Source organism: Streptomyces sp. NBC_00490 (genome assembly GCF_036013645.1).
Classification (GTDB): Bacteria; Actinomycetota; Actinomycetes; order Streptomycetales; family Streptomycetaceae; genus Streptomyces; species Streptomyces canus_F.
The window spans coordinates 2,307,902-2,329,770 of record NZ_CP107869.1 but is presented as its reverse complement, the minus strand read 5'-3'; the positions used below and the strand labels follow the sequence as shown (position 1 = coordinate 2,329,770).

Sequence of the window (21,869 nt, the reverse complement as noted above, 5' to 3'; positions counted from 1 at the left end):
CCCCGGTCCTCAGAGGCCCACTGCTATCCGAGGAGTGATTCCCTCCAGCGATGGACGGATCGTCCTGTAGTACCTGCGCCGCCCCCTCCCGGCACACCGAGGCGGCGGCATGACCATCCCCCTGCTGCTCCTGGCGGCTGCCTTCCTGCTGATTCTCGCCAACGGCTTCTTCGTGGCCGCCGAGTTCGGCCTCGTGACGGTCGAGCGACCGGACGCCGAGAGGGCCGCGGCCGAGGGCGACAAGCGAGCCCGTACGGTCGTGGAGTCGCTCAAGGAGCTCTCCTTCCAGCTCTCCGGCACCCAGCTCGGCATCACCATCACCTCCCTGGTCGTCGGCATGCTCGCCGAACCGGCGCTCGCGGAGCTGCTGCACGGCCCGTTCACCGCGATCGGTGTCCCCGAGGGCGCCGTCTCCGGTGTCACCGTGGTCGTCGGCATGCTGCTGGCCTCCGCCGTGCAGATGGTGATCGGCGAACTCGTGCCCAAGAACTGGGCCGTGTCCAAGCCCCTGCAGGTCGCACGGTTCGTGGCCGGCCCGCAGCACGCCTTCGCCCGTCTGTTCCGCCCGGTCATCGCCGCGCTGAACGCCGTCGCCAACCGGCTCGTCCGCGCCCTGGGCGTCGAGCCCACCGACGAGCTGGCCTCCGCCCGCACCCCCGGTGAGCTCGTCTCCCTGGCCCGGCACTCGGCGCGGGCCGGCGCCCTGGAACAGGACACGGCCGACCTCTTCGTACGGACCCTGTCGCTGGCCGAGCTGACCGCACAGCACGTGATGACCCCGCGCGTGAAGGTCAGTTCGCTCCAGGTGTCCGCGACCGCCGAGGACGTGGTCAACCTGACCCGCGCCACCGGCCTGTCCCGCTTCCCCGTCTACCGGGAGAAGATCGACGAAATCGTCGGCATGGTCCACCTCAAGGACGCGCTGGCCGTCGCGGCCCACGACCGGCTGCGCACCCCGGTCGCCAGGATCGCCCGCCCGGCCCTGCTCGTCCCGGAGACCCTTCCGGTCCAGCCGCTGCTGGCCCGGCTGCGCAGCGAGCAGCCCATCGCCGTCGTCGTCGACGAGTACGGCGGCACGGCCGGTGTGGTCACCCTGGAGGACATCGTCGAGGAGATCGTCGGCGAGGTCCGCGACGAGCACGACGGCCTCGACGTCCCCGAACTCGCCGCCGCCCCGTCGGAGGACGGCAAGCCCGCCTGGGACGCCGACGGCAGCTGCCGTGTCGACATCCTCCAGCGCGTAGGCCTCGACGTGCCCGAGGGGCCGTACGAGACGGTCGCCGGGCTCGTCGCCGACCTGCTCGGCCGGATCCCGGCCGTGGGCGACCGGGCCGAACTTCCCGGCTGGCGGCTCTCGGTACGCCAGGTCGGGCACTACCGCGCCGAGCGCGTACGACTGGTCAGAACGGCCCCCGCGGTTGTGGAGGCCGCCCGATGAGCGTGCTCCAACTCCTGTTCGCCGCCCTGCTCGTGCTCGCCAACGGCTTCTTCGTCGGCGCCGAGTTCGCCCTCGTGTCCGTCCGGCGCAGCCAGATCGAGCCGCTCGGCACGACCCGGGCCCGCCAGGTGCTGTACGGCCTGGAACGGCTGCCGCAGATGATGGCCGCGGCCCAGTTCGGCATCACCATCTGCTCGCTGACGCTGGGCGCGGTCGCCGAGCCGACCGTCGCCAAGCTGCTGGAGCCGGTCTTCGAGTGGATCCACATGCCGCACGGCATGATCCACCCGCTCGGCTATGTCATCGCCCTCGCCGCGGTGGTCTTCTTCCACCTCGTCATCGGCGAGATGGTCCCGAAGAACCTCGCGATGGCCGCCCCGGAGAAGGCCGCGCTGTGGCTGAGCCCCGGTCTGGTCGCCTTCGCCCGCGTCTGCCGGCCGATCACCATCGCCCTCGGCGCCTGCGCCCAGGGCATCCTGCGCCTCTTCCGCGTCGAGCCCAAGGACGAGGTCGAGGCGGTCTTCACCAGCGAGCAGCTCAACCGGCTCGTGGAGGACGCGGGCCAGGCGGGCCTCCTGGACCCCGAGGAGCAGGAACGCCTCGAGGACGCCCTGGAACTGGGCTCCCGCCCGGTCACGGACGTCCTGCTGAAGCGCGAGTCACTGGTGACGGTGGGGCCCTCGGTCACCCCGGGCCAGGTCGTGCAGCTCACGGCCCGCACCGGCTACTCCCGCTTCCCGGTCGTGGCCGACAACGGCGCCTTCATGGGCTACCTGCATGTGAAGGACGTACTGGACCTGGAGGAGTCGGAGCGCGCGGTGCCCCAGCACCTCTGGCGCAAGATGACGACCCTGCGCTCCGAGCTCCCCCTGGACGACGCCCTGACGGTCATGCGCAGGGCGGCGACGCACCTGGCCCAGGTGACGGACGCGGCGGGCCGGGTCCTGGGCCTGGCGGCGCTGGAGGACGTACTGGAACTCCTGGTGGGCGAGGTGACCGACCCGGCCCACCGGGAGACACCGCCGCAGCCGAGGATGTCCGAGCGGAAGGAAGCGGTGGCGAGCTGACGCAGGCCGCACCCCGCGCCCCCTCAGGGTCGCGGGGAACTGCGCGAGCAACCACGCATTACTCGCACCCGCCGACGAACCGGGAGCTCCCGGTTCGTCGGCGCCCCTCACATCGCTGACGGGTCCTGCGGCCCACGCCCGGACAGCACTTCCCCGTACGCCTGCATAAGATCCGGCAGCCGCAGTGTCGACAAGTCGTCCCGCGTCAGCATCCCGGGATACGTCGACAACCGCAGATCCCGGTACGCGCAGCTCTTCTCGTACAGCGTCCGCAGGAACCGCCCGTTCCCCAGCTCGTCGATCCATCCCTGGTCCACCACGTGCCCGGCGATCGACCGCAGCTCGTCGAGGGCCTCCTCGTCCCACACGTCACCGTTCTCCTGGGCCAGCACCTCGCCGATGGAGGTGAGCTCGAGGGGCCGGTACGAGGGGAAGTCCACCCGGGTGGTGAAGCGGGAGGACAGTCCGGGGTTGGCGGCGAGGAGCCGGTCCATGCCCTCGGGGTAACCGGCGAGGATGACGACCAGGTGGTCGCGGTTGTCCTCGGCCCGCTTCAGCAGCACCTGCAAGGCTTCGTCGCCGTACGCGTCGCCCTTGCCGTAACCGGAGTTGGAGAGCGAGTACGCCTCGTCCACGAAGAGCACCCCGCCGATCGCGGAGTCGATGAGCTCGTTGGCCTTCACGGCGGTCTGTCCGAGGTACTCGCCGACGAGGTCGGCGCGCTGCGCCTCCACGAGGTGGTCGCCGCCGAGCAGCCCGAGGGCGTAGAAGACGCGGCCCAGGATGCGGGCGACCGTGGTCTTGCCGGTGCCCGAGGGGCCGGAGAAGACGAAGTGCCGCTTGGGCGGCTGGACCGGCAGACCCTGCCCGGCGCGCAGCCGCGCCATGTTCAGCTGGGCGGACAACGCCTTGACCTGGCGTTTCACGGGTTCAAGGCCCACCATGCGCTCGAGTTCGGTGAGCGCCTCCTCCAGTAAGACGGGGTCGGTGGGGCCGGCGGGCAGCGCCTGCGTCGGGATGATCTTCTCGCGCACCGAAGGGTCGGTCACCGCGGGCAGCGGGCCGGCGGGCGGCAGGTCGGGGTCGGAGAACTTGAGGTCGCGTCCGTCGGTGCCGCCGAAGAGCGGGTCGAGGCCGTCCGGTCCCTCCAGCACGTCCTGGGCGCCGGAGAGGGCGATCGAGGCGAGGTCGGCCGCGGCGTCGTCGTAGCCGTCGCCCTCGGAGATCGCGGCGAGCCGGGCCGAGGTGTCCATGAACGCCGGGTCGACGCGGTGCACGGCACGGTAGAGGGGGAGGGCGGCGGCGGAGCGGCCGGTGCCCTCGTGCGCGCGGGCGAGCCAGTAGCGCAGCTCCTTGCGCTGGGGCTGTTCGCTGCGACAGCGCATCAGGGCCGCCGACAGAAGCGGCTCGGCCTGTCCGAACATCTCCAGGCGCACCCGGGCCATGCCGCCGAACAGACCCGCCTCGATGCCCAGCAGGGAATCGTCGATCAGCGGGTCGGTGTGCCGGACGAGCTGGTCCCAGTCCTTGACCAGATAGGCGCGACAGGCGTGCAGGAAACGCACCTGGGCGTCGGTGTCCACGGGCGGCAGGCTGGCGAGGGCCCGGTCGAGCTCCGGGACATGGCGTCCGTCCAGCCAGTGCGAGGCGTGCGCGAGCAGCAGGTCGCGCGGGCTCTCCAGCACGGGCTGCACCCACCAGCCCAGCCAGTACCAGGAGTTGAGGGTGCGACGGTGCCGGGCCCGCTGTTCCCCGAAGCGCTCCCGGTGCCGGAACATCCGCAGCAGCGCGGTCGTCGTGTCGACGCGCAACGCGTGCAGTCCGAGCCAGCCGTCGGCCATTCCCGGGTCCATCCGCACCGCGGCGCGGAACTCCTCCTCCGCCTGCGGATAGGCGCCCATCGTGTAGGCATCCACACCTCGCAGCCAGGCGAGGTCGGCCGGGGCCTGCGGGCCCTGCGTGCCGAAGTCCATCACGTCCCCCACAAACCGTGCCCCCGTTGGTGAGTCACCGGGCCGTCGCCCGCCGACCTCCTTGATCGAACCGCCTTGCTGCGGACCGGAGTTGCAACGGTGCGCAGAGCTGCCCGTCCGTAGGTCGCACCGAGGGCATCGTACCTGCGGAGGTATGGCCCACCGAAGGGTGCCGTACAGGCCGTTTGGCGAGGTGGGAGCAGACGGGGCGCACACGCGATGGTGACCGAGGGTGAGCGAATGAGGGCTCGCAGCGCCCGGAAAAGGAGTTGAGGGCAGAACGAAGCCCCCGATCACGGGGGAACAACCGGGGGCTTCGCGTCTGAGGGCGGCTGCTGAAGGCCGCACATTCAGAACGTAAGTCCTGTACGGCCCCCCGGTCAAGCCGAGTTGAAGCACTCCGGGAAGTTCAGAAGCAAGGGCCTTCACAAGTTCAGCACACAGCGGATGGTCCGTCACCCAGAGTGATTTTGCGGTCCGGTCCAACCGTCCCGGAAGGCCCCGGGAGTACCTCGTACCCCTGCTTTCCCTGCCGAACCAGAAGGTCGGCACAGGGGCGCGAAGGGTCCTTGGCGAAGTGTTCGGCCTCGGCCCGGACCCACCCGGCCCAGAACTCCCGCTGCTCCTCCCCGTCCCGCGACCTGCCACGCGTCCAGGACTCCTCGCGGGGCAACTCCATCCACAGCAGCCGCGCCAGATGCGGGCGCACCGCGCGGCGGCCCGCTCCGACGCCCTCGACGAGGACCACGGGCGCCGCCGGGAGGGCGCGGGGCGGGCCGAAGCGGCGGGTGTGCCAGTCGTAGGGGGTGTAGTGCGCGGTCTCGCCGTGGCGGAGCGGCTCGATCACCTGGGTCAGCAGTCGGCCGGTCCAGCCGAACAGCTCGTCGTGGCTCGCGATGTCGTCGAGGTGCAGCACCGGCGCGCCGCCCAGCGCGGCCGCCAGCCGTCCGGCGAACGTGGACTTTCCGGAACCGGCGTGACCGTCGACGGCGATCAGGCGGACCGGGCCGCAGGACGGCGGGAGGCCGCGGAGGTGGTCGGCGAGGGCGCGCATGGCCGAGTCCTGGAGCTTTCACGAGTCCGACGGGGAGCGATCAGCACTCTATCGGCGGCGCCGGCACACACCGTCGCAGGTCATGCCAGTGGTCCAGTCCCATATTCGTGGGCGTGGCATGGCCCGAAGTGCTGGCAGGACCGTGCTGCTTTGGCCATAGTTGGCGCACAACCGTGCAGTGGACCTGCCCAGACTCGGACCACTTGGGGGTCATTCCGCCCATGAGCAGAGCCGAACAGCCGTCCCGCAGAACCGTCCTGGCCGCAGCGGTCGCCGCAGCGGTGGCCGGCGCGGCGAGCCCGGCGACCGCCGCCGACGGCACGACCGTCGCAGCGGACACCGACCGCGCGCAACCCCGCCCCGTCGACAACCGTTTCTGGACCACGTACACCGACTGGCGCGGCGGCAGCGCGAAGGGCGCCCGTGCCGTCGCCGGTCCCCGGCCGGGGGTGGTGATCGGCGCCGCCGCGGGCAGCGTCGACTACACGGACCCGCACACCGGGAAGACGGCCGCCTGGGAGTACGCCACCTGGACGTCCCCCGTCCACCGGCTCGCCGTCCCCGCCACCGAGGCGATCGCGTCCTGGAACGCGCACACCCCGGACGGCACCTGGCTCCAGGTCGAGCTGAAGGGGACCTACTCCGACGGCACGGACACCCCCTGGTACGTCATGGGCCGCTGGGCCGCCGGCGACCAGGACATCCGGCGGACCTCGGTCGACGACCAGACCGACGACAAGAGCAGCATCTGGACGGACACCTTCGCCGTCGACGACCCGGCGACGGGCCTGCGCCTCACGTCGTACCGCCTGCGGCTGACCCTCTACCGCAAGCCGGGCACCAAGAAGACCCCCACGGTGTGGCGGCTCGGCGCGATGGGCTCCGACATCCCGGACCGCTTCACCGTCCCGGCCTCCACGCCCGGCCTGGCCCAGGAGCTGATCGTCCCGCGCTACTCGCAGGAGATCCACGCAGGCCAGTACCCGGAGTACGACAACGGCGGCGAGGCCTGGTGCAGCCCCACCTCCTCGCAGATGATCATCGAGTACTGGGGCGGCCGGCTCACCCGGGAGCAGCTCGCCTGGGTCGATCCGACCTACGTCGATCCGCAGGTGTGCCACGCGGCCCGGTACACGTTCGACTATCAGTACGTGGGCTGCGGGAACTGGCCGTTCAACGCGGCCTACGCGGCGACCTTCAAGGACCTCCAGGGCGTGGTCACCCGGCTCGGCTCCCTCACCGACCTGGAGACGCTGATCGCGGCCGGTATCCCGGCCATAACGTCCCAGTCCTTCCTCAAGGAGGAGCTGACGGGCGCGGGTTACGGCACCTCCGGCCATCTGATGACCGTGATCGGCTTCACCGCCGACGGCGACGTGATCGCCAACGACCCGGCCTCACCCAGTGACGAGGCCGTGCGACGGGTCTACAAGCGGCGCGAGTGGGAGAACATCTGGCTGCGTACCAAGCGGTACAACGCCAGCGGCAAGGTCGTCTCCGGCACGGGTGGTGTCTGCTACCTCTACTTCCCGGCGAAGCCGACCGCACGGCAGTGCAAGGCCCTCGCGGCGGTGGGTGTGCGCTGAGTCACGCGGTGAGCGGACCGAGGCCCCGGGAAACCGGGGCCTTTCGGCTGTGACCGACGTCTCTGCCGCAAAAGCCCTGGTGGGTGGCAAGGTGGACACATGACTGCGAACTCAGCCACCGCCACCCGTGTCCGCACCGGCGGGCCCAAGGAAGACGGCCCGAAGGCCCTCGAGCACGTCATGGGCTGGACCCTCGTCGTGGTGGTCGCGATGCTCGTGGCCCAGCTCGGTCTGCTGTGACCTGATCCATAGTTGACCTGACATACTGCGGGTGTCCCGCCCCGTTGAGACCAGGGTCGAAATTGAATATCAGCCAGCAGCGTGACGGCGCTCGTCCCAAGGCGCGCGGTACTGATCGTTCGGTTGCCCGCCGAGCCGAACTCATCGCGATCGGGCGGAGGTTGTTCGCCGACACGTCCTACGACGCGCTCTCGATGGACGACATCGCCCGCCAGGCGCATGTCGCCAAAGGGCTGATCTACTACTACTTCCAGTCCAAGCGCGGCTACTACCTGGCCATCATCCAGGACTCCGTCGCCGACCTGGTCACCTTCGCGGCGAGCGGCCTCCAGCTGCCCCAGGTGGACCGGGTCCAGCGCACGATCGACAGCTATCTGCGCTTCGCCGAGCACAACCAGGCCGCGTACCGCACCGTCGTCAGCGGCGGGGTCGGCTTCGACGCCGAGGTGCACGCCATCCGGGACAGCGTGCGTGAGGCGATCGTCGCCACCATCGCCGACGGGGCGTACGGACGGACCGACATCTCACCGCTGGCCCGCATGGGCCTGTTCGCCTGGGTGTGCAGCGTCGAGGGCGCCACGCTCGACTGGATCGACCGCCCGGCCCAGCTCACCCGCGACACCATGCGCGAACTCCTGGTGAAGACGCTCGGCGCCACCATGCGCGCGATCGAGGAACTGGACCCCGACTACCCGGCCCCCGCCCCGGCCCGCCGGGACACCTGACGCCGGACGGCGGAGAGGGGCGGAGGGCTCGTGGTCCCCCCGCCCCAAGTCCCGCTCGGGCCCGGCTAGTTGATCGCCTTGATCAGCTCACCGCCCGCGGTGTCCCCGCTCAGCTCCCAGAAGAACGTGCCGCCCAGCCCCTGCTGGTTCTTGTACGCCATCTTCGTGGCGATCGTCGACGGGGTGTCGTAACTCCACCAGTTGTTCCCGCACTTGGCGTACGCCGTGCCACCCACTGTGCCGGTCGCCGGGCACTTCGACTTGAGCACCTTGTAGTCCTCGAAGCCCGCCTCGTACGTCCCCGCCGCCGGGCCGGTCGCCGTGCCGCCCGGTGCCGACTGGGTGACGCCGGTCCAGCCGCGCCCGTAGAAGCCGAGGCCGAGCAGCAGCTTCGAGGCCGGGACACCGAGGCCCTTGAGCTTCGCGATGGTCGCCGATGTGTAGTAGCCCGCCTGGGGGATACCGCTGTACGAGGTGAGCGGCGAGTGCGGGGCCGTCGGCCCGGTCGCCGCCCAGGCGCCGAAGTAGTCGTAGGTCATCGGGTTGTACCAGTTGACGTACTGCGCCGCGCCCGCGTAGTCCGCCGCGTCGATCTTGCCACCCGGGGTGGCGTCCGCCGTGATCGCGGCGGTGACCAGGTTGCCGGAGCCGAACTTGGCCCGCAGCGCCGACATCAGGTTCTTGAAGGCCGCCCGGCCGCTGGTGTCACAGGTGTTGCCGCAGGCGTTCGGGTACTCCCAGTCGATGTCGATGCCGTCGAAGACATCGGCCCACTTCGAGTTCTCGACCAGGTCGTAGCAGGACTGCGCGAACGCGGCCGGGTTCTTCGCGGCCTCGCCGAAGCCGCTCGACCAGGTCCAGCCGCCGAAGGACCAGATGACCTTCAGGCCCGGGTGCTTCTTCTTCAGCTCACGCAGCTGGTTGAAGGTGCCGCGCAGCGGCTGGTCCCAGGTGTCGGCGACACCGTCCACGGACTCGGCGGCGGTGTAGGTCCGCTCGGTGGCCGCGTAGGAGTCGCCCATCGCGCACTTGCCGCCGGTGACGTTGCCGAAGGCGTAGTTGATGTGCGTGAGCCTCGCCGCGGAGCCGGAGGTCTCGATGTTCCTGACGTAGTACTTGCGGTCGTAGGTGCCCCATTCGGTGAAGTAGCCGACGACCTTGGAGCCGGCCTTCACCGCGGGTCTCGCCGCGGGTTCGGCGGTCGCGGCGCCCGCGCCGGCGAGCAGTCCGGCGCCGAGGACCGCGCAACACGCGGCGGACACGAGCGCCCGGAACCGGGCGCGGGGACGAGGGGAGTCGTGCATCGAGTGTCTCCTCGTGGGGGTGAGGGAACGTGCGTCGATTGGCATGGACGCGGTAAAGCGGTGGTTCGGAACAGTAGGAGGACTAGACCAGTCCGTCAATGGTTCGGACCAATTTCGAGGACCGGTGGATTCCGGGTAGGTTTCCTGAAGTAAGCGGTCGTTAACTGGTGACGCGATGCCTCCGATCGGGCATACTCACAGCGCAGAGCCGCTGGTCAACAGCTTCCGAGACCCGAAAGTGCGACCATCGGCCAAGCCCTCGGCAAGACCCGGCGGAGCCGCGCCCCCATCCAAAGGCGCACGCCGATGTGCCCTACACAGGGAGGAGAGCGTCCTCATGCCCGACCGCGCCCCGCAGCCGGTGGATCGTCAACTGCCCACGGACGAGGCCCGGGAGCTGATCTCGCTCGTCCGCGACATCGCGCAGGGGGAGATCGCCCCGAAGGCGGCCGAGGAGGAGGACGCCGGACGCTTCCCGCGTGAGGTGTTCACCCTCCTGTCGCGGTCCGGACTGCTCGGACTGCCCTACGACTCGGAGTACGGCGGCGGCGACCAGCCCTACGAGGTCTACCTCCAGGTCCTCGAGGAACTCGCCGCGGCCCGCCTGACCGTCGGTCTCGGCGTCAGCGTGCACACGCTCGCCTCCTACGCGCTCGCCGCCTACGGCACCAAGGAACAGCGGACCGAGCATCTGCCCGCGATGCTCGGCGGCGGACTCCTCGGCGCGTACTGCCTCTCCGAGGCCTCCTCCGGCTCGGACGCCGCGAGCCTGCGCACCAAGGCCGTGCGGGACGGTGACGACTGGGTGATCACGGGTACCAAGGCCTGGATCACGCATGGCGGAATCGCCGACTTCTACACCGTCATGGCGCGCACCGGCGAGGAGGGCGCCCGCGGGATCACCGCCTTCCTCGTGCCCGGTGACGCCGAGGGGCTGAGCGGGGCGGTGCCGGAGAAGAAGATGGGCATGAAGGGCTCGCCCACCGCTCAGGTCCACCTCGACGGCGTCCGCGTCCCCGACGGCCGGCGCATCGGCGAGGAGGGGCAGGGCTTCGCGATCGCCCTGGCCGCGCTCGACTCCGGGCGGCTCGGCATCGCGGCCTGTGCGATCGGTGTGGCGCAGGCGGCGCTGGACCACGCGGTGGCGTACGCGACCGAGCGACGGCAGTTCGGCAAGCCGATCGCCGACTTCCAGGGGCTGCGCTTCATGCTCGCCGACATGGCGACCCAGATCGAGGCGGGCCGCGCGCTGTACCTGGCGGCGGCGCGGCTGCGGGACGCAGGCCGGCCCTTCGCCAAGCAGGCCGCGATGGCCAAGCTGCACTGCACCGACACCGCGATGAAGGTCGCCGTCGACGCCGTGCAGGTCCTCGGCGGTTACGGCTACACCGCGGACTTCCCGGTCGAGCGCTACATGCGCGAGGCCAAGGTCCTCCAGATCGTCGAGGGCACCAATCAGATCCAGCGGATGGTCATCGCCCGTCACCTAGCGGGTCCGGAGACGCGCTGAACTGACCCGGCCTGACCTGCGGCGCCGCGAGCCGGACCCACTCCGGGTCGTGGCGTCCCGGCAGGGTCCGGCCCCGGTCGGCCCAGGTGCGCAGCAGATCCCGGTAGATGGGCGGGTCCTGCGGCGGCGGAACCGATTCTGCGGGCGGCGGCACGAACACCCGGCGTTGACGCCCGGTCGCTGTATATGTGGGGGTCATACCAGGGCAACGCGGTGACGGCCGGACAGGTCACCCGCCGACGGAATCGACTGTGAGTTCGCGGACGTCGCGCGGCCCGATACCTGGCCACCTACGGCGGTCTGACGTACCGTCAGCGCAGCCGCCTCCAGGGAGGTCCGCCGTGGCCGACGACCGTCCCGTACCGCTCGACGAGTACCCGGTGCACCAGGTGCCGCTCTCCATGAAGCACGTGGCGACGGGGGACCGGAACGCCTACGACCGGTGCATCTTCCATGTCCTGGACCACGAGGGGCGGGCGCTGCTGATCACGGGGCTCGGGGTGTACCCGAACCTGGGGGTGATCGACGCGTACGCGACGCTGCGGGTGGGGGACACCCTGCATGCGGTGCGGGCCTCGGACGCCCTCGGCGAGGACCGGATGCGGCTCGCGGTGGGGCCGCTGAGGATCGAGGTCGAGCAGCCGCTGCACCGGCTGCGCCTGGTCTGTGACGACGACTCGCTGTCGTACGACCTGACCTGGACCGCCGCCTTCCCCGCCCTGTGGGAACCCCACCACGTGCAGCGCCGGGGCGCCCGGCTCACCCTGGAAGGGCGTCGCTTCGTCCAGGCGGGCGGCGTGACGGGCACTGTGCGCGCCGGAGGCGAGGAGTTCCGCGTCACCGCCACGGAGTGGACCGGCACCCGCGACCGCAGCTGGGGTGTGCGCCCCGTCCCCGGCGAGGAAGGCGGCCGTCTCGCCGAGGAGCACCCCACCGAGGGCTTCCACTGGCTCTGGTGCCCCGTCCGCTTCGAGGACCGCTTCCTGATGGTGATCGTCCAGGAGGACGCCGACGGCTACCGCGTCCTCAACGACGCCACCCTCGTCCGCCCCGGCCACCCCGACCGCCAACTCGGCTGGCCCCAGCCCGAGATCACCTACCGCTCCGGCACCCGCCACCCCGAACGCGCCCTCGTCCACCTCGGCGACGTGCGCAAACCACAGGAGCTGGAGATCGAGATCCTCACCTCCTCCCCGCTGGCGATCGGCGCCGGCTACCCGCCCGCCGACGACTGGCAGCACGGCACCTGGCGCGGCCACGGCTGGACCGACCGGCGCACCTACGACCTCGCGCAGCCGCACGCCCTGGCCGCGTACGGGGTCACCGACCATGCCGCCCGCTTCCGCCTCGACGGCCGGACCGGCCACGGCATCTTCGAGCACGGCTCGTTCGGACGGCACGACCCGAGCGGGTTCACCGGCTTCGACTCGGTCGCACCGTGAGCCGGTTGCGCCACAAGGGGGTTGACCACATGACGACGGCGCCTCGCCCGCGCACCAGCACCCGCGACCCGGAGGACATCGCCCGCCGCCTCACCGCCTGGCTCGGCACCCGCCTGCCCGGCGCCAAGGCCGTCGGCGTCACCGTCCCCGCCTCCAACGGCATGTCCAGCGAGACCCTGCTCTTCGACATCGAGCACCCCGAACCCCCGCTGCGCGCCTGCGCGTTGCGGCTCGCGGCGGACCCGGCGGCGTACACGGTCTTCCCGGTGTACGACATGGTCCGCCAGTACCGCACGATGCGCGTCGTGGGGGAGCACTCGGATCTGCCCGTGCCGAAGGTGCTGTGGCTGGAGGAGGACCCGGGCCCGCTCGGCGCACCGTTCTTCGTCATGGAGCGCGTCGAGGGGCGGGTGCCGCCGGACGTCATGCCGTACACGTACGAGGGCAACTGGCTGCACGCGGCCGGCGACGCGGAGCGCGAGCTCTTGGAGGCGTCCTCGGTAGGCCTGTTGGCCCGGCTCCACGACCAAGTTCCCCTGAGAGAGGCCCATTTCCTCGAGCTGCCCGGCGAGGGCGACGCGCTGCGCCGCCACGTGGCAGCCCAACGCGCCTACTACGCATGGGTCGTTGACGGCCTCGCCCGCTCACCGCTCATCGAGGACGCCTTCGACCGGCTGGAGCACCTCTGGCCCGCCGATCCGGGCCCGACCGTCCTCAACTGGGGTGACGCGCGCATCGGAAACGTCGTCTACGACGGATTCGAGCCCGCGGCCGTCCTCGACTGGGAGATGGCGGCACTCGCCCCGCGCGAGGTGGACCTCGGCTGGACGATCTACCTGCACCGCTTCTTCCAGGACCTGACGGTCGGCTTCGGACAGCGCGGCCTGCCGGACTTCTTCCGCCGCGACCGGGTCGAGACGCGCTACGCCCGACTGACCGGCCACACACCCCGGGACATGGACTTCCACACGCTGTACGCCGCCCTGCGGCACGCCGTCGTCATGCTGCGTGTCGCCTATCGGCAGGTGCATTTCGGTGAGGCCGTCGTCCCGGCGGACCCGGACACACTGATCCTGCACCATGGCAGCCTGCGAGCCATGGTGCAGGGCAGCTACTGGGATTGAGCGACGGGGTGTCCGCTACCGGGATGCGCTCAGGCGGCGTCGCGCCGCATCACGGGGACCCTGATGGGGCGCGAGCCCGGTCCGCCGACGTGCGAGAAGGGCTGGGTCCTCCAGTCGAGGCCCTGAGGGAGCGTCAACAGCAGGGCGGTGTCCTGCTCCTGGGGCTCCAGGTCCTCGTCCGCGGCCCGCGCGTCGGAGGCGCGGCGGCCGGTGCCGGCGCAGACCGTGAGCCCGAACGGGTTCCAGGGCGAGGCGCACAGCGCGTGCTCCGGCAGGACCTCTTCGTCCGCCAGCAGCGCGATGGGCTGCGCGCAGTCCGGGCAGACCACCCGGAACATCTCGTAGGTGTCGTACGCGTCGAGTTCGTCGTCGAGGGCGTCGGGTTCGACGCCCTCCGGCTCGGGCTCGACTACCGCCTGGAGTCGCTTGGGTGCGGTACGACCAGGGCGCTTAAGACTCTGCATTGGGTTCTCCCCCTCGGGCTGGGCCGTGAAGGCACTGCGGCCTCGACCACAGCAAGCACTTCCCGCCCCGTCTCGGCGGTAATCACGAGACCATCACGGAGACTGTTCGGGCGCTGTGGCGTTCGTCACATGCCGCTTGCAGATGCCCGGGGCGGCCGCTTTGTCCCTCAGATGGCTCACAGGTAGCTCTCGGCCACATCACGAACCGGGTATGACCTGCGCCGCTCAGGTATCCGAGGAGATCAACGGCACTGTAGGTTCTTGCGCCATGGAGGAGCTGGACCGTCAGATCGTGCAGCTGCTCGTCAAGGACGGGCGGATGAGCTACACAGACCTCGGCAAGGCCACGGGCCTGTCCACGTCGGCCGTGCACCAGCGGGTGCGCCGGCTCGAGCAGCGTGGCGTCATCCGTGGGTACGCCGCCGTCGTCGACCCCGAGGCCGTCGGGCTGCCCATGACCGCGTTCATCTCGGTGAAACCGTTCGATCCCAGTGCGCCGGACGACATCGCCGAGCGCCTCGCGGGGGTGCCGGAGATCGAGGCCTGCCACAGCGTCGCGGGCGACGAGAACTACATCCTCAAGGTACGGGTGGCCACGCCGCACGAGCTGGAGGAGCTGCTGGCCCGGCTGCGGTCGCTGGCAGGGGTGTCGACGCGGACGACTGTCGTGCTGTCGACGCCGTACGAGGCTCGCCCACCGAGGATCTGAGCGCCCCCGGTCCCGGACCGTCCGGACGACACGCGAGACTGTTCCCCATGAGTGAGTCCAGCCCCGCGCCCAAGACTGTCCTGCTCCGTCGAGGAGAGGTCCACAGCCCCGCCGATCCCTTCGCCACCGCGATGGTCGTCGAGCGTGGCCAAGTCGCCTGGGTCGGCTCGGAAGGTGCCGCCGACGCCTTCACGGACGGGGTCGACGAGGTCGTCGATCTGGACGGTGCCCTGGTCACGCCCGCGTTCACCGACGCACATGTGCACACCACCTCCACCGGGCTCGCCCTGACCGGCCTGGACCTGTCCGACGCGCCCTCCCTGGAGTCGGCCCTCGCGCGCGTGCGGGACTTCGTCGGCTCCCGCCCGGACGACCGCGTCCTGCTGGGGCACGGCTGGGACGCGGCCCGCTGGCCCGGCGGACGGCCGCCCACGCGCGCGGAGCTGGACGAGGCCACCGGAGGCCGCCCGCTCTATCTGTCCCGTATCGACGTCCACTCGGCGGTCGTGACCACCGCCCTGCTCGACATGACGTCCCTGGGGCGCCCCGACGGCCCGCTGACCGCCGACGCCCACCACGCCGTGCGCGCCACCGCCCTGGCCGCGATCACCCCGGCCCAGCGTGTCGAGGCGCAGCGCACCGCGCTGGCCCGGGCCGCCTCCCTCGGCATCGGCTCGGTCCACGAGTGTGCCGGCCCCGAGATCTCCTCCGAGGACGACTTCACCGGCCTGCTGCGGCTCGCCGCCGAGGAGGCCGGACCGCGGGTCGTGGGCTACTGGGCGGAGCAGGACGTCGACAAGGCGCGGGAGCTCGGCGCTCTGGGCGCGGCCGGTGACCTGTTCGTCGACGGCGCCCTCGGCTCCCACACCGCCTGTCTGCACCAGCCGTACACCGACGCCGGGCACACCGGCGCCGCCTACCTGGACGCGGCCGCCGTGGCCGCGCACGTCGTCGCCTGTACCGAGGCGGGCCTCCAGGCGGGCTTCCACGCGATCGGCGACGCCGCGGTGACCTCCGTGGTCGAGGGCATGCGCGCCGCCGCCGAGAAGGTCGGCCTGGCCCGTGTCCGCGCCGCCCGGCACCGCGTCGAGCACGCCGAGATGCTCACCCCCGAGACCATCGCCGCCTTCGCCGACCTCGGCCTGACCGCCTCCGTGCAGCCCGCCTTCGACGCGCTGTGGGGCGGCGAGGACGGCATGTACGCCCAGCGCCTGGGCGGGGAGCGGGCGCGCGCCCTGAACCCCTTCGCGGCCCTCCTGAAGGCCGGCGTGCCGCTCGCCTTCGGCTCCGACAGCCCCGTCACCCCGCTCGACCCGTGGGGCACGGTCCGGGCCGCCGCCTTCCACCGCACGCCCGGGCACCGCGTCTCCGTGCGCGCCGCGTTCACCGCCCACACGCGGGGCGGCTGGCGGGCGATCGGCCGGGACGACGCGGGTGTCCTGGTGCCAGGAGCGCCCGCCGACTACGCGGTGTGGCGCACGGACGAGCTCGTCGTCCAGGCTCCCGACGACCGCGTCGCCCGCTGGTCGACCGACCCCCGCTCCGGCACCCCCGGCCTGCCCGATCTGTCGCCGGGCGCCGACCTCCCGGTGTGCCTGCGCACCGTGGTGGGCGGCCGGACCGTGTTCGTAGGGCCGGGCGAGTGATCTCCCGGGGTGGCGCGGCTCCGAACGGGCGCAGCGGCCCCGTCTCGCGACCTGCGTATCCTCCCCGCTGACCAGGGCTTTGAGTGAAGATGCGCAGCTCAAACGGCTGTTGACAGCTGACGGCAGGGGGCCGGTAGGTTCGGCCCAGTCCACCACCGGACGCCCGACCGGGGAACGTCCGTCAACTCGTCGCCGCGCCGCTGGGTCAGGGACGGTGTGCCGCACCGGGCACCGCCACTGGCAGCCAGGCTCAGCGCCCGCGCCGCCGCGAGGGAACGTTCCGGCCGGTCGGGGAGGTGTGACCCGGGTGGGGCCCGGGCGCTCAGTAGACAACGGCTTTCGGTCGATCCGCAGCCAGCGGGTCCCAGGTCGGCCCGAAGGGCGCCGGGCCCCCATCCGCAGCACGCGCAGCTGCCGAGAAGCGCGTTCTTACCCGGCTTTTGTTAAAACGACACCACCATACGAACGTCCTGTCACGTCGGCCCAGGCGGCGCCCACTATGGTGGACGCCTGCGTACGAACCTGAAGGGGCAGCAGTGAACGACGGCGACGGGACCCTCGCGGCACAGGGCCACGGGAGGCAGTTCGGCCCGCTCGGCACCGCCTTGGTGATCATTCCGACCTACAACGAGGCCGAGAACATCAAGTCGATCGTCGGCCGGGTGCGCAAGGCCGTGCCCGAGGCGCACGTCCTCGTCGCCGACGACAACAGCCCCGACGGCACCGGCAAGCTCGCCGACGAGCTGGCAGCCACCGACGATCATGTCCAGATCCTGCACCGCAAGGGCAAGGAGGGCCTCGGCGCCGCCTACCTCGCGGGCTTCGCCTGGGGCCTGGAGCACGGTTACGGCGTCCTGGTCGAGATGGACGCCGACGGCTCCCACCAGCCCGAGGAACTGCCCCGCCTGCTCACCGCCCTCAAGGGCGCGGACCTGGTCCTCGGCTCCCGCTGGGTGCCCGGCGGCCGGGTCGTGAACTGGCCGAAGTCCCGCGAGTTCATCTCCCGCGGCGGCAGCCTCTACTCGCGCGTCCTGCTCGACGTCCCGATCCGCGACGTCACCGGCGGCTACCGCGCCTTCCGCCGCGAGACCCTCGAGGGCCTCGGCCTCGCCGAGGTCGCCTCGCAGGGCTACTGCTTCCAGGTCGACCTCGCTCGCCGCGCGGTCAGGGCCGGCTACCACGTCGTCGAGGTCCCCATCACCTTCGTCGAGCGCGAGCACGGCGACTCCAAGATGAGCCGCGACATCCTCGTGGAGGCCCTGTGGCGGGTCACCACGTGGGGCGTGGGGGAGCGGGTCGGCAAGGTGCTGGGCCGCGACAAGAAGGCCTGACAGCGGCCCTACGGCCGCACAGGCCCCGCTGATCGTCCCCTTATCCCGCGTTGAGCCGTGCCCAGGCACACTGGACGCATGACGACTGGCGCTCCGACCCCGACGTACCCCGCCCGGCCCCCGCGCTCCCGGCTGCGCACCTTCCTGCCGCTGGGGATCGCCGCGTGGCTGGTGCTGGAGATCTGGCTGCTGACCATGGTGGCGGGCGCCACGAGCGGGTTCCTGGTGTTCCTGCTGCTGCTCGCCGGTCTCGTGCTCGGCGCCGTGGTCATCAAGCGGGCCGGCCGGCGGGCCTTCCAGAACCTCAACGAGGCCCTGCAGCGCGGCACGGCCCCCTCCGGCGGGGGTGGCAACGGTCTGCTGATGCTGGGCGGGCTGCTTCTCATGCTCCCCGGTCTGATCTCGGACGCGGTGGGCCTGGCCCTGCTGATCCCGCCGGTCCAGAAGGTCATCGCCCGCCGTGCGGAGCGCACCTTCGAGCGCAAGCTCCGCGAAGCCGCCCCGGGCACCCTGGGCGACGCCTTCCAGCAGGCCCGTATGCAACGCCCCGACGGCAAGGTCGTCCAGGGCGAGGTCATCCGGGACGAGCCCGGGGACGCGCGTCAGGGGCCGCGTCCTCCGCTGATGGGCTGAGCCCCGCTCGGCTCGCGCCGAACGCACGAGACCGCGGGCGCCGTACAGGAAGTACGGCGCCCGCGGTCTCGATATTGCGTTGTGTTCCGCCAAACCGTGGCGGGACTACGCGGACTTGCGGCTGTCCCTGGGGTGAATCGCGATGTTCATCGCCCCTGAGCGCAGAACGGCCAGGCGCTCCTCGAGGACCTCTTCGAGTTCCTCGCGGGTGCGCCGCTCCATCAGCATGTCCCAATGCGTACGCGCGGGCTTGGCCTTCTTTTCTTCAGGGCCGTCGCCGTCCACGAGGAGTGCTTGGGCCCCGCAGACCTTGCACTCCCACTCCGGCGGGATCTCCGCCTCGACCGAGAAGGGCATCTCAAAGCGATGTCCCTTCTCGCATGCGTACTCCACGGCCTGGCGCGGGGCCAGGTCGATGCCGCGGTCCGTCTCGTAGCTGGTCACCACGAGGCGCGTGCCGCGAAGAGCTCGCTCACTCATGAATCGTGCCTCCCGGGCTTGTCGCCCACAGGACAGGTGTCGCTGTCGTCGTCATCCGGTCAACGTCCGGTCGGCGGTAAAGATTCCCGTTCCGGGTCATGCGTCGCCGTCGTAGCCGCCCCTTGTTGTACCCACCTACGCCCGCTTTGTCACATCTGCTAGCAGATGTCACCCAGCGTTTCGGCATCTTTGACGCGCAGTAACGGTACGCCTGGCAGGCCAAACGCGTACACTACCGCCCTTTGCCGCTGAACGCTAAATCTTCTCCGGAACGGGGTTTCCCGCGTCGCCGATCGCCTGGCGCACCGGCACCCGTGCGAGCAGGCAGAACCCCAGGATGAAGAAGATCACCAGCGAGATGATCGCGTCCCGATAACTTCCGGTCAGCTGGTAGGTGAGCCCGAACAGAAGCGGGCCCAGCCAGCTCATGCCGCGGTCGCTCATCTCGTACGCCGAGAAGTACTCGGCCTCCTTGCCCGGCGGGACGAGGTGGGAGAACAGGGAGCGGGACAGGGCCTGGCTGCCGCCGAGGACCAGACCGATCCCGGCGGCCAGTACGAAGAACCACGCAGGCGCCCCGGCGGGCAGGAAATAGCCCGCCCCCAGGGTCAGCGTCCAGGCCACCAGTGAACCGAGGATCGTGCGCTTCGCGCCGTACACCCGGGCCAGCCGGCCCATGCCCAGCGCGCCCGCCACCGCCAGCACCTGGACGAGCAGGACGGCACCGATGAGCGTCGACTGGCCGAGGCCGAGCTCCTCGGAACCGTAGACGGACGCCTGGGAGATCACGGTCTGGATGCCGTCGTTGTAGACGAGGTACGCCAGGAGGAAGGAGAGCGTCAGGGGATGGCGGCGCATGTCGCGGACGGTGGCCGCCAATTGGCGGAAGCCGGGCGCGGTCGCCTCCTGCCGCGGCATCCGGCGGTCGTGCAGCCTCCGCAGCGGTACGAGGGTGAAGGCGCCCCACCACAGCCCCGCCGACGCCAGACAGATCCGGACGGCCATGCCCTCCGAGAGGCCGAAGGAGTCGTGGGCGGTGTAGAGGACCAGGTTCACCACCAGCACCAGCGAGCCCGCCGCGTAGCCGAAGGCCCAGCCTCGGGAGGAGACCGCGTCGCGTTCCTCGGGCGGGGCGATCTGCGGGAGGTAGGAGTTGTAGAGCATCGTCCCGACGGCCGACGCGGCGTTCGCGACGATGAGCAGGACGCCGCCCAGCAGATAGCGGTCGCCGCCGAGGAAGAACATGGCCGCCGTCGCCGTGGCCCCGGTGTACGCGGCGGCCGCCAGCAGCGGCTTCTTGCGGCCCGTGCGATCGGCCGCCACGCCGACCAGGGGCATCACCAGCACGGCCACGATCACGGACAGGGACACCGAGTACGCGAAGAAGGCACCGGCCCGCACCGGAATGCCCAGGGGGTGGACGTATCCGTCCGCGTCGGCGGCCTTCTCCGCCACCGAGGTCAGATACGGGCCGAGGAACACGGTGAGCACGCTCGTCGAGTAGACGGAGCACGCCCAGTCGTAGAAGTACCAGCCGCGCTGTTCGCGCCGTCGCCCGGCGGCCTCGTCGGCGCCCGTCGTCCGTATGGCGTCGATGCCCAACCCGGCCCCCTCGCTGGTCCCGCGCCCAGTCCGCGGTTCCAGGGGAGCGAGGGCCGTCAGACCCAGACGCCCCGGTCCTCCATGACCTTGCGCAACGTGTCGATGTGATCGGTCATGATGCCATCCACTCCCAGGTCCAGGAGCCGGTGCATGGCGTCGGGATCATTGATGGTCCACACGTGCACCTGCAGCCCGCGCGCGTGGGCGGTCCGCACGAAGCGGTGGTCGACGACCTGGATGCCGTTCTGGGCCTCGGGCACCTGGGCGGCGACCGCGGAAACACGCAGCGCGGCCGGCACACCCCAGGAGCGCAGCCGCAGATTGAGGACGCCCCGGGTGCCGTACGAGGTCGCCAGGCGCGGGCCGGCCAGGCGCTGGGCGCGTACGACCCGGGCCTCGGAGAAGGAGCCGACGCAGATCCGGTCCCAGGCGCCGGTGCGCCCGATCAGCTCCAGGAGCGGATGGAGCGCCGACTCGGCCTTGAGGTCGATGTTCCAGCGGGCCTCGGGAAACGTCTCCAGGAGATCCTCGAAGAGCGGCACCGGCTCCTTGCCCGCCACGCGCGCGTGCCGCACGTCCGCCCAGGGCAGGTCCGCGATCAGGCCCGCCCCGTCGGTCATCCGGTCCAGGGTGCTGTCGTGGAAGGCGACGAGCTTACCGTCCGCCGTGGCGTGGACGTCGGTCTCCAGATACCGGTAGCCGGTCTCGACCGCCCGCCGGAACTGCAGCTGGGTGTTCTCCAGACCGTCCGCCGCGCCGCCCCGGTGGGCGAAGGGGATCGGGCCGGGATGGTCGAGGTAGGGGTGGCGTATCCGGGTGCTCACCGACGCAGTATGGCGCGCCGGGGTTGCCCGGTGGCAACGACCGTGCTGCTGTCCGATGCCGAGGGGATATCGAACATCCGCAGGAAGAGCTGGGCGAGCGGGCCGATGGACACCGCGTAGAGCACCGTGCCGATGCCGATGGTGCCGCCAAGGGCGAAGCCGGTGGCGACGACCGCGATCTCGACGGCCGTCCGCATCAGACGGATCGAGCGGCCGGTGCGCTGGTGCAGGCCGGTCATCAGACCGTCGCGGGGCCCCGGCCCGAAGCGGGCGGCGATGTAGAGACCGGTGGCCGCTCCGTTGAGGAGGATGCCCGCCAGGAGAAGGGGGATCCGCACGGCCAGGGTGCGGGCCTCGGGCATCGCGGCGAGCGTTCCGTCCATGGCGATGCCGACCACGAAGACGTTGGAGACCGTGCCGAGGCCCGGGCGCTGGCGCAACGGGATCCACAGCAGGAGCACCGCCGCGCCGACGAAGATCGACACGACGCCGATCGTGAGGCCCGTCAGTTCGGCGAGGCCCTGGTGCAGCACGTTCCAGGGCTCCAGCCCCAGGCCCGCCTCGACGAGCAGCGCGGAACTCGCTCCGTAGAGGGCGAGACCGGCGTACAGCTGGATCAGCCGGCGCCCGAGCCGGCTCTGTGCGGACAAGTGGTGCCCCCTGTGGTCGTGGTGGCCTGGTGCATGACACCCTGTGGCTTGGGTGGAAGGATCATCC

At 71.1% G+C, this 21,869-nt stretch carries 20 protein-coding genes; 12 read left to right on the top strand and 8 right to left on the bottom strand.

What is annotated here, in order from left to right:
- Positions 1-109: 109 nt before the first annotated feature.
- Together OG381_RS10460 and OG381_RS10455 are read left to right on the top strand one after the other, a co-directional pair.
- Positions 110-1,438, top strand: coding sequence for a hemolysin family protein (locus tag OG381_RS10460; RefSeq protein WP_327715850.1), 1,329 nt, complete (start codon positions 110-112; stop codon positions 1,436-1,438).
- Positions 1,435-2,505 carry a hemolysin family protein gene (locus OG381_RS10455; protein ID WP_327715849.1) on the top strand — a complete coding sequence of 357 codons (1,071 nt, stop codon included), beginning with the start codon at positions 1,435-1,437 and terminating at the stop codon, positions 2,503-2,505. Before OG381_RS10460 ends, OG381_RS10455 begins: the two co-directional genes overlap by 4 nt.
- Before the next feature lie 107 nt (positions 2,506-2,612).
- Here the strand turns inward: OG381_RS10455 and OG381_RS10450 are convergent, their stop codons facing one another.
- Together OG381_RS10450 and OG381_RS10445 are read right to left on the bottom strand one after the other, a co-directional pair.
- Positions 2,613-4,478, bottom strand: coding sequence for an AAA family ATPase (locus tag OG381_RS10450; protein WP_327715848.1), 1,866 nt, complete (start codon positions 4,476-4,478; stop codon positions 2,613-2,615).
- 433 nt (positions 4,479-4,911) lie between these two features.
- Positions 4,912-5,532, bottom strand: coding sequence for a uridine kinase family protein (locus OG381_RS10445; protein ID WP_327715847.1), 621 nt, complete (start codon positions 5,530-5,532; stop codon positions 4,912-4,914).
- Positions 5,533-5,753: 221 nt separating this feature from the next.
- On the opposite strand from OG381_RS10445, the gene OG381_RS10440 reads away from it, so the two are divergent.
- The 3 genes from OG381_RS10440 to OG381_RS10430 all read left to right on the top strand — a co-directional run bounded on the left by OG381_RS10440 (position 5,754) and on the right by OG381_RS10430 (position 8,083).
- The gene (locus OG381_RS10440) at positions 5,754-7,118 is read left to right on the top strand and encodes a peptidase C39 family protein (protein WP_327715846.1); all 1,365 of its coding nucleotides are present in this window, start codon (positions 5,754-5,756) and stop codon (positions 7,116-7,118) included.
- Positions 7,119-7,217: 99 nt separating this feature from the next.
- Positions 7,218-7,358: an SCO1431 family membrane protein gene (locus tag OG381_RS10435; RefSeq protein WP_107080586.1), complete on the top strand. Its 141-nt coding sequence runs from the start codon at positions 7,218-7,220 to the stop codon at positions 7,356-7,358.
- A 62-nt stretch (positions 7,359-7,420) separates the two neighbouring features.
- Positions 7,421-8,083, top strand: a complete 663-nt coding sequence (locus OG381_RS10430; RefSeq protein WP_327715845.1) for a TetR/AcrR family transcriptional regulator — start codon at positions 7,421-7,423, stop codon at positions 8,081-8,083.
- Positions 8,084-8,148: 65 nt separating this feature from the next.
- Here the strand turns inward: OG381_RS10430 and OG381_RS10425 are convergent, their stop codons facing one another.
- A complete protein-coding gene (locus OG381_RS10425) occupies positions 8,149-9,387 on the bottom strand; it encodes a glycoside hydrolase family 18 protein (RefSeq protein WP_327715844.1) in 1,239 nt (412 codons plus the stop codon).
- Positions 9,388-9,724: 337 nt separating this feature from the next.
- Here OG381_RS10425 and OG381_RS10420 point away from each other — a divergent pair, with 337 nt between their 5' ends.
- The 3 genes from OG381_RS10420 to OG381_RS10410 all read left to right on the top strand — a co-directional run bounded on the left by OG381_RS10420 (position 9,725) and on the right by OG381_RS10410 (position 13,463).
- A complete protein-coding gene (locus OG381_RS10420; RefSeq protein WP_327715843.1) occupies positions 9,725-10,897 on the top strand; it encodes an acyl-CoA dehydrogenase family protein in 1,173 nt (390 codons plus the stop codon).
- A gap of 341 nt (positions 10,898-11,238) precedes the next feature.
- The gene (locus tag OG381_RS10415; protein WP_327715842.1) at positions 11,239-12,339 is read left to right on the top strand and encodes a hypothetical protein; all 1,101 of its coding nucleotides are present in this window, start codon (positions 11,239-11,241) and stop codon (positions 12,337-12,339) included.
- Between the two features lie 29 nt (positions 12,340-12,368).
- The gene (locus OG381_RS10410) at positions 12,369-13,463 is read left to right on the top strand and encodes a phosphotransferase family protein (RefSeq protein ID WP_327715841.1); all 1,095 of its coding nucleotides are present in this window, start codon (positions 12,369-12,371) and stop codon (positions 13,461-13,463) included.
- Positions 13,464-13,492: 29 nt separating this feature from the next.
- On the opposite strand, the gene OG381_RS10405 is transcribed toward OG381_RS10410, so the two are convergent.
- A complete protein-coding gene (locus OG381_RS10405) occupies positions 13,493-13,927 on the bottom strand; it encodes a hypothetical protein (protein WP_327715840.1) in 435 nt (144 codons plus the stop codon).
- A gap of 268 nt (positions 13,928-14,195) precedes the next feature.
- On the opposite strand from OG381_RS10405, the gene OG381_RS10400 reads away from it, so the two are divergent.
- The 4 genes from OG381_RS10400 to fxsA all read left to right on the top strand — a co-directional run bounded on the left by OG381_RS10400 (position 14,196) and on the right by fxsA (position 18,246).
- On the top strand, positions 14,196-14,636 hold the full coding sequence (locus OG381_RS10400) for an Lrp/AsnC family transcriptional regulator (RefSeq protein WP_030677853.1): 441 nt from the start codon (positions 14,196-14,198) through the stop codon (positions 14,634-14,636).
- Between the two features lie 47 nt (positions 14,637-14,683).
- On the top strand, positions 14,684-16,282 hold the full coding sequence (locus OG381_RS10395; RefSeq protein ID WP_327715839.1) for an amidohydrolase: 1,599 nt from the start codon (positions 14,684-14,686) through the stop codon (positions 16,280-16,282).
- A 536-nt stretch (positions 16,283-16,818) separates the two neighbouring features.
- A complete protein-coding gene (locus tag OG381_RS10390) occupies positions 16,819-17,613 on the top strand; it encodes a polyprenol monophosphomannose synthase (RefSeq protein WP_327715838.1) in 795 nt (264 codons plus the stop codon).
- A gap of 78 nt (positions 17,614-17,691) precedes the next feature.
- Positions 17,692-18,246, top strand: a complete 555-nt coding sequence (gene fxsA / locus OG381_RS10385; protein WP_327715837.1) for an FxsA family membrane protein — start codon at positions 17,692-17,694, stop codon at positions 18,244-18,246.
- Positions 18,247-18,351: 105 nt separating this feature from the next.
- Here the strand turns inward: fxsA and OG381_RS10380 are convergent, their stop codons facing one another.
- The 4 genes from OG381_RS10380 to yczE form a co-directional block, all read right to left on the bottom strand.
- On the bottom strand, positions 18,352-18,726 hold the full coding sequence (locus tag OG381_RS10380; RefSeq protein WP_010046329.1) for an RNA polymerase-binding protein RbpA: 375 nt from the start codon (positions 18,724-18,726) through the stop codon (positions 18,352-18,354).
- A 255-nt stretch (positions 18,727-18,981) separates the two neighbouring features.
- The gene (locus OG381_RS10375; RefSeq protein WP_327715836.1) at positions 18,982-20,328 is read right to left on the bottom strand and encodes an MFS transporter; all 1,347 of its coding nucleotides are present in this window, start codon (positions 20,326-20,328) and stop codon (positions 18,982-18,984) included.
- A gap of 56 nt (positions 20,329-20,384) precedes the next feature.
- Complete coding sequence (locus tag OG381_RS10370) at positions 20,385-21,152, bottom strand: glycerophosphodiester phosphodiesterase (RefSeq protein ID WP_327715835.1); 768 nt, start codon at positions 21,150-21,152, stop codon at positions 20,385-20,387.
- A complete protein-coding gene (gene yczE, locus OG381_RS10365) occupies positions 21,149-21,802 on the bottom strand; it encodes a membrane protein YczE (protein ID WP_327715834.1) in 654 nt (217 codons plus the stop codon). The genes OG381_RS10370 and yczE overlap by 4 nt, the downstream gene beginning before the upstream one ends.
- Positions 21,803-21,869: the final 67 nt, after the last annotated feature.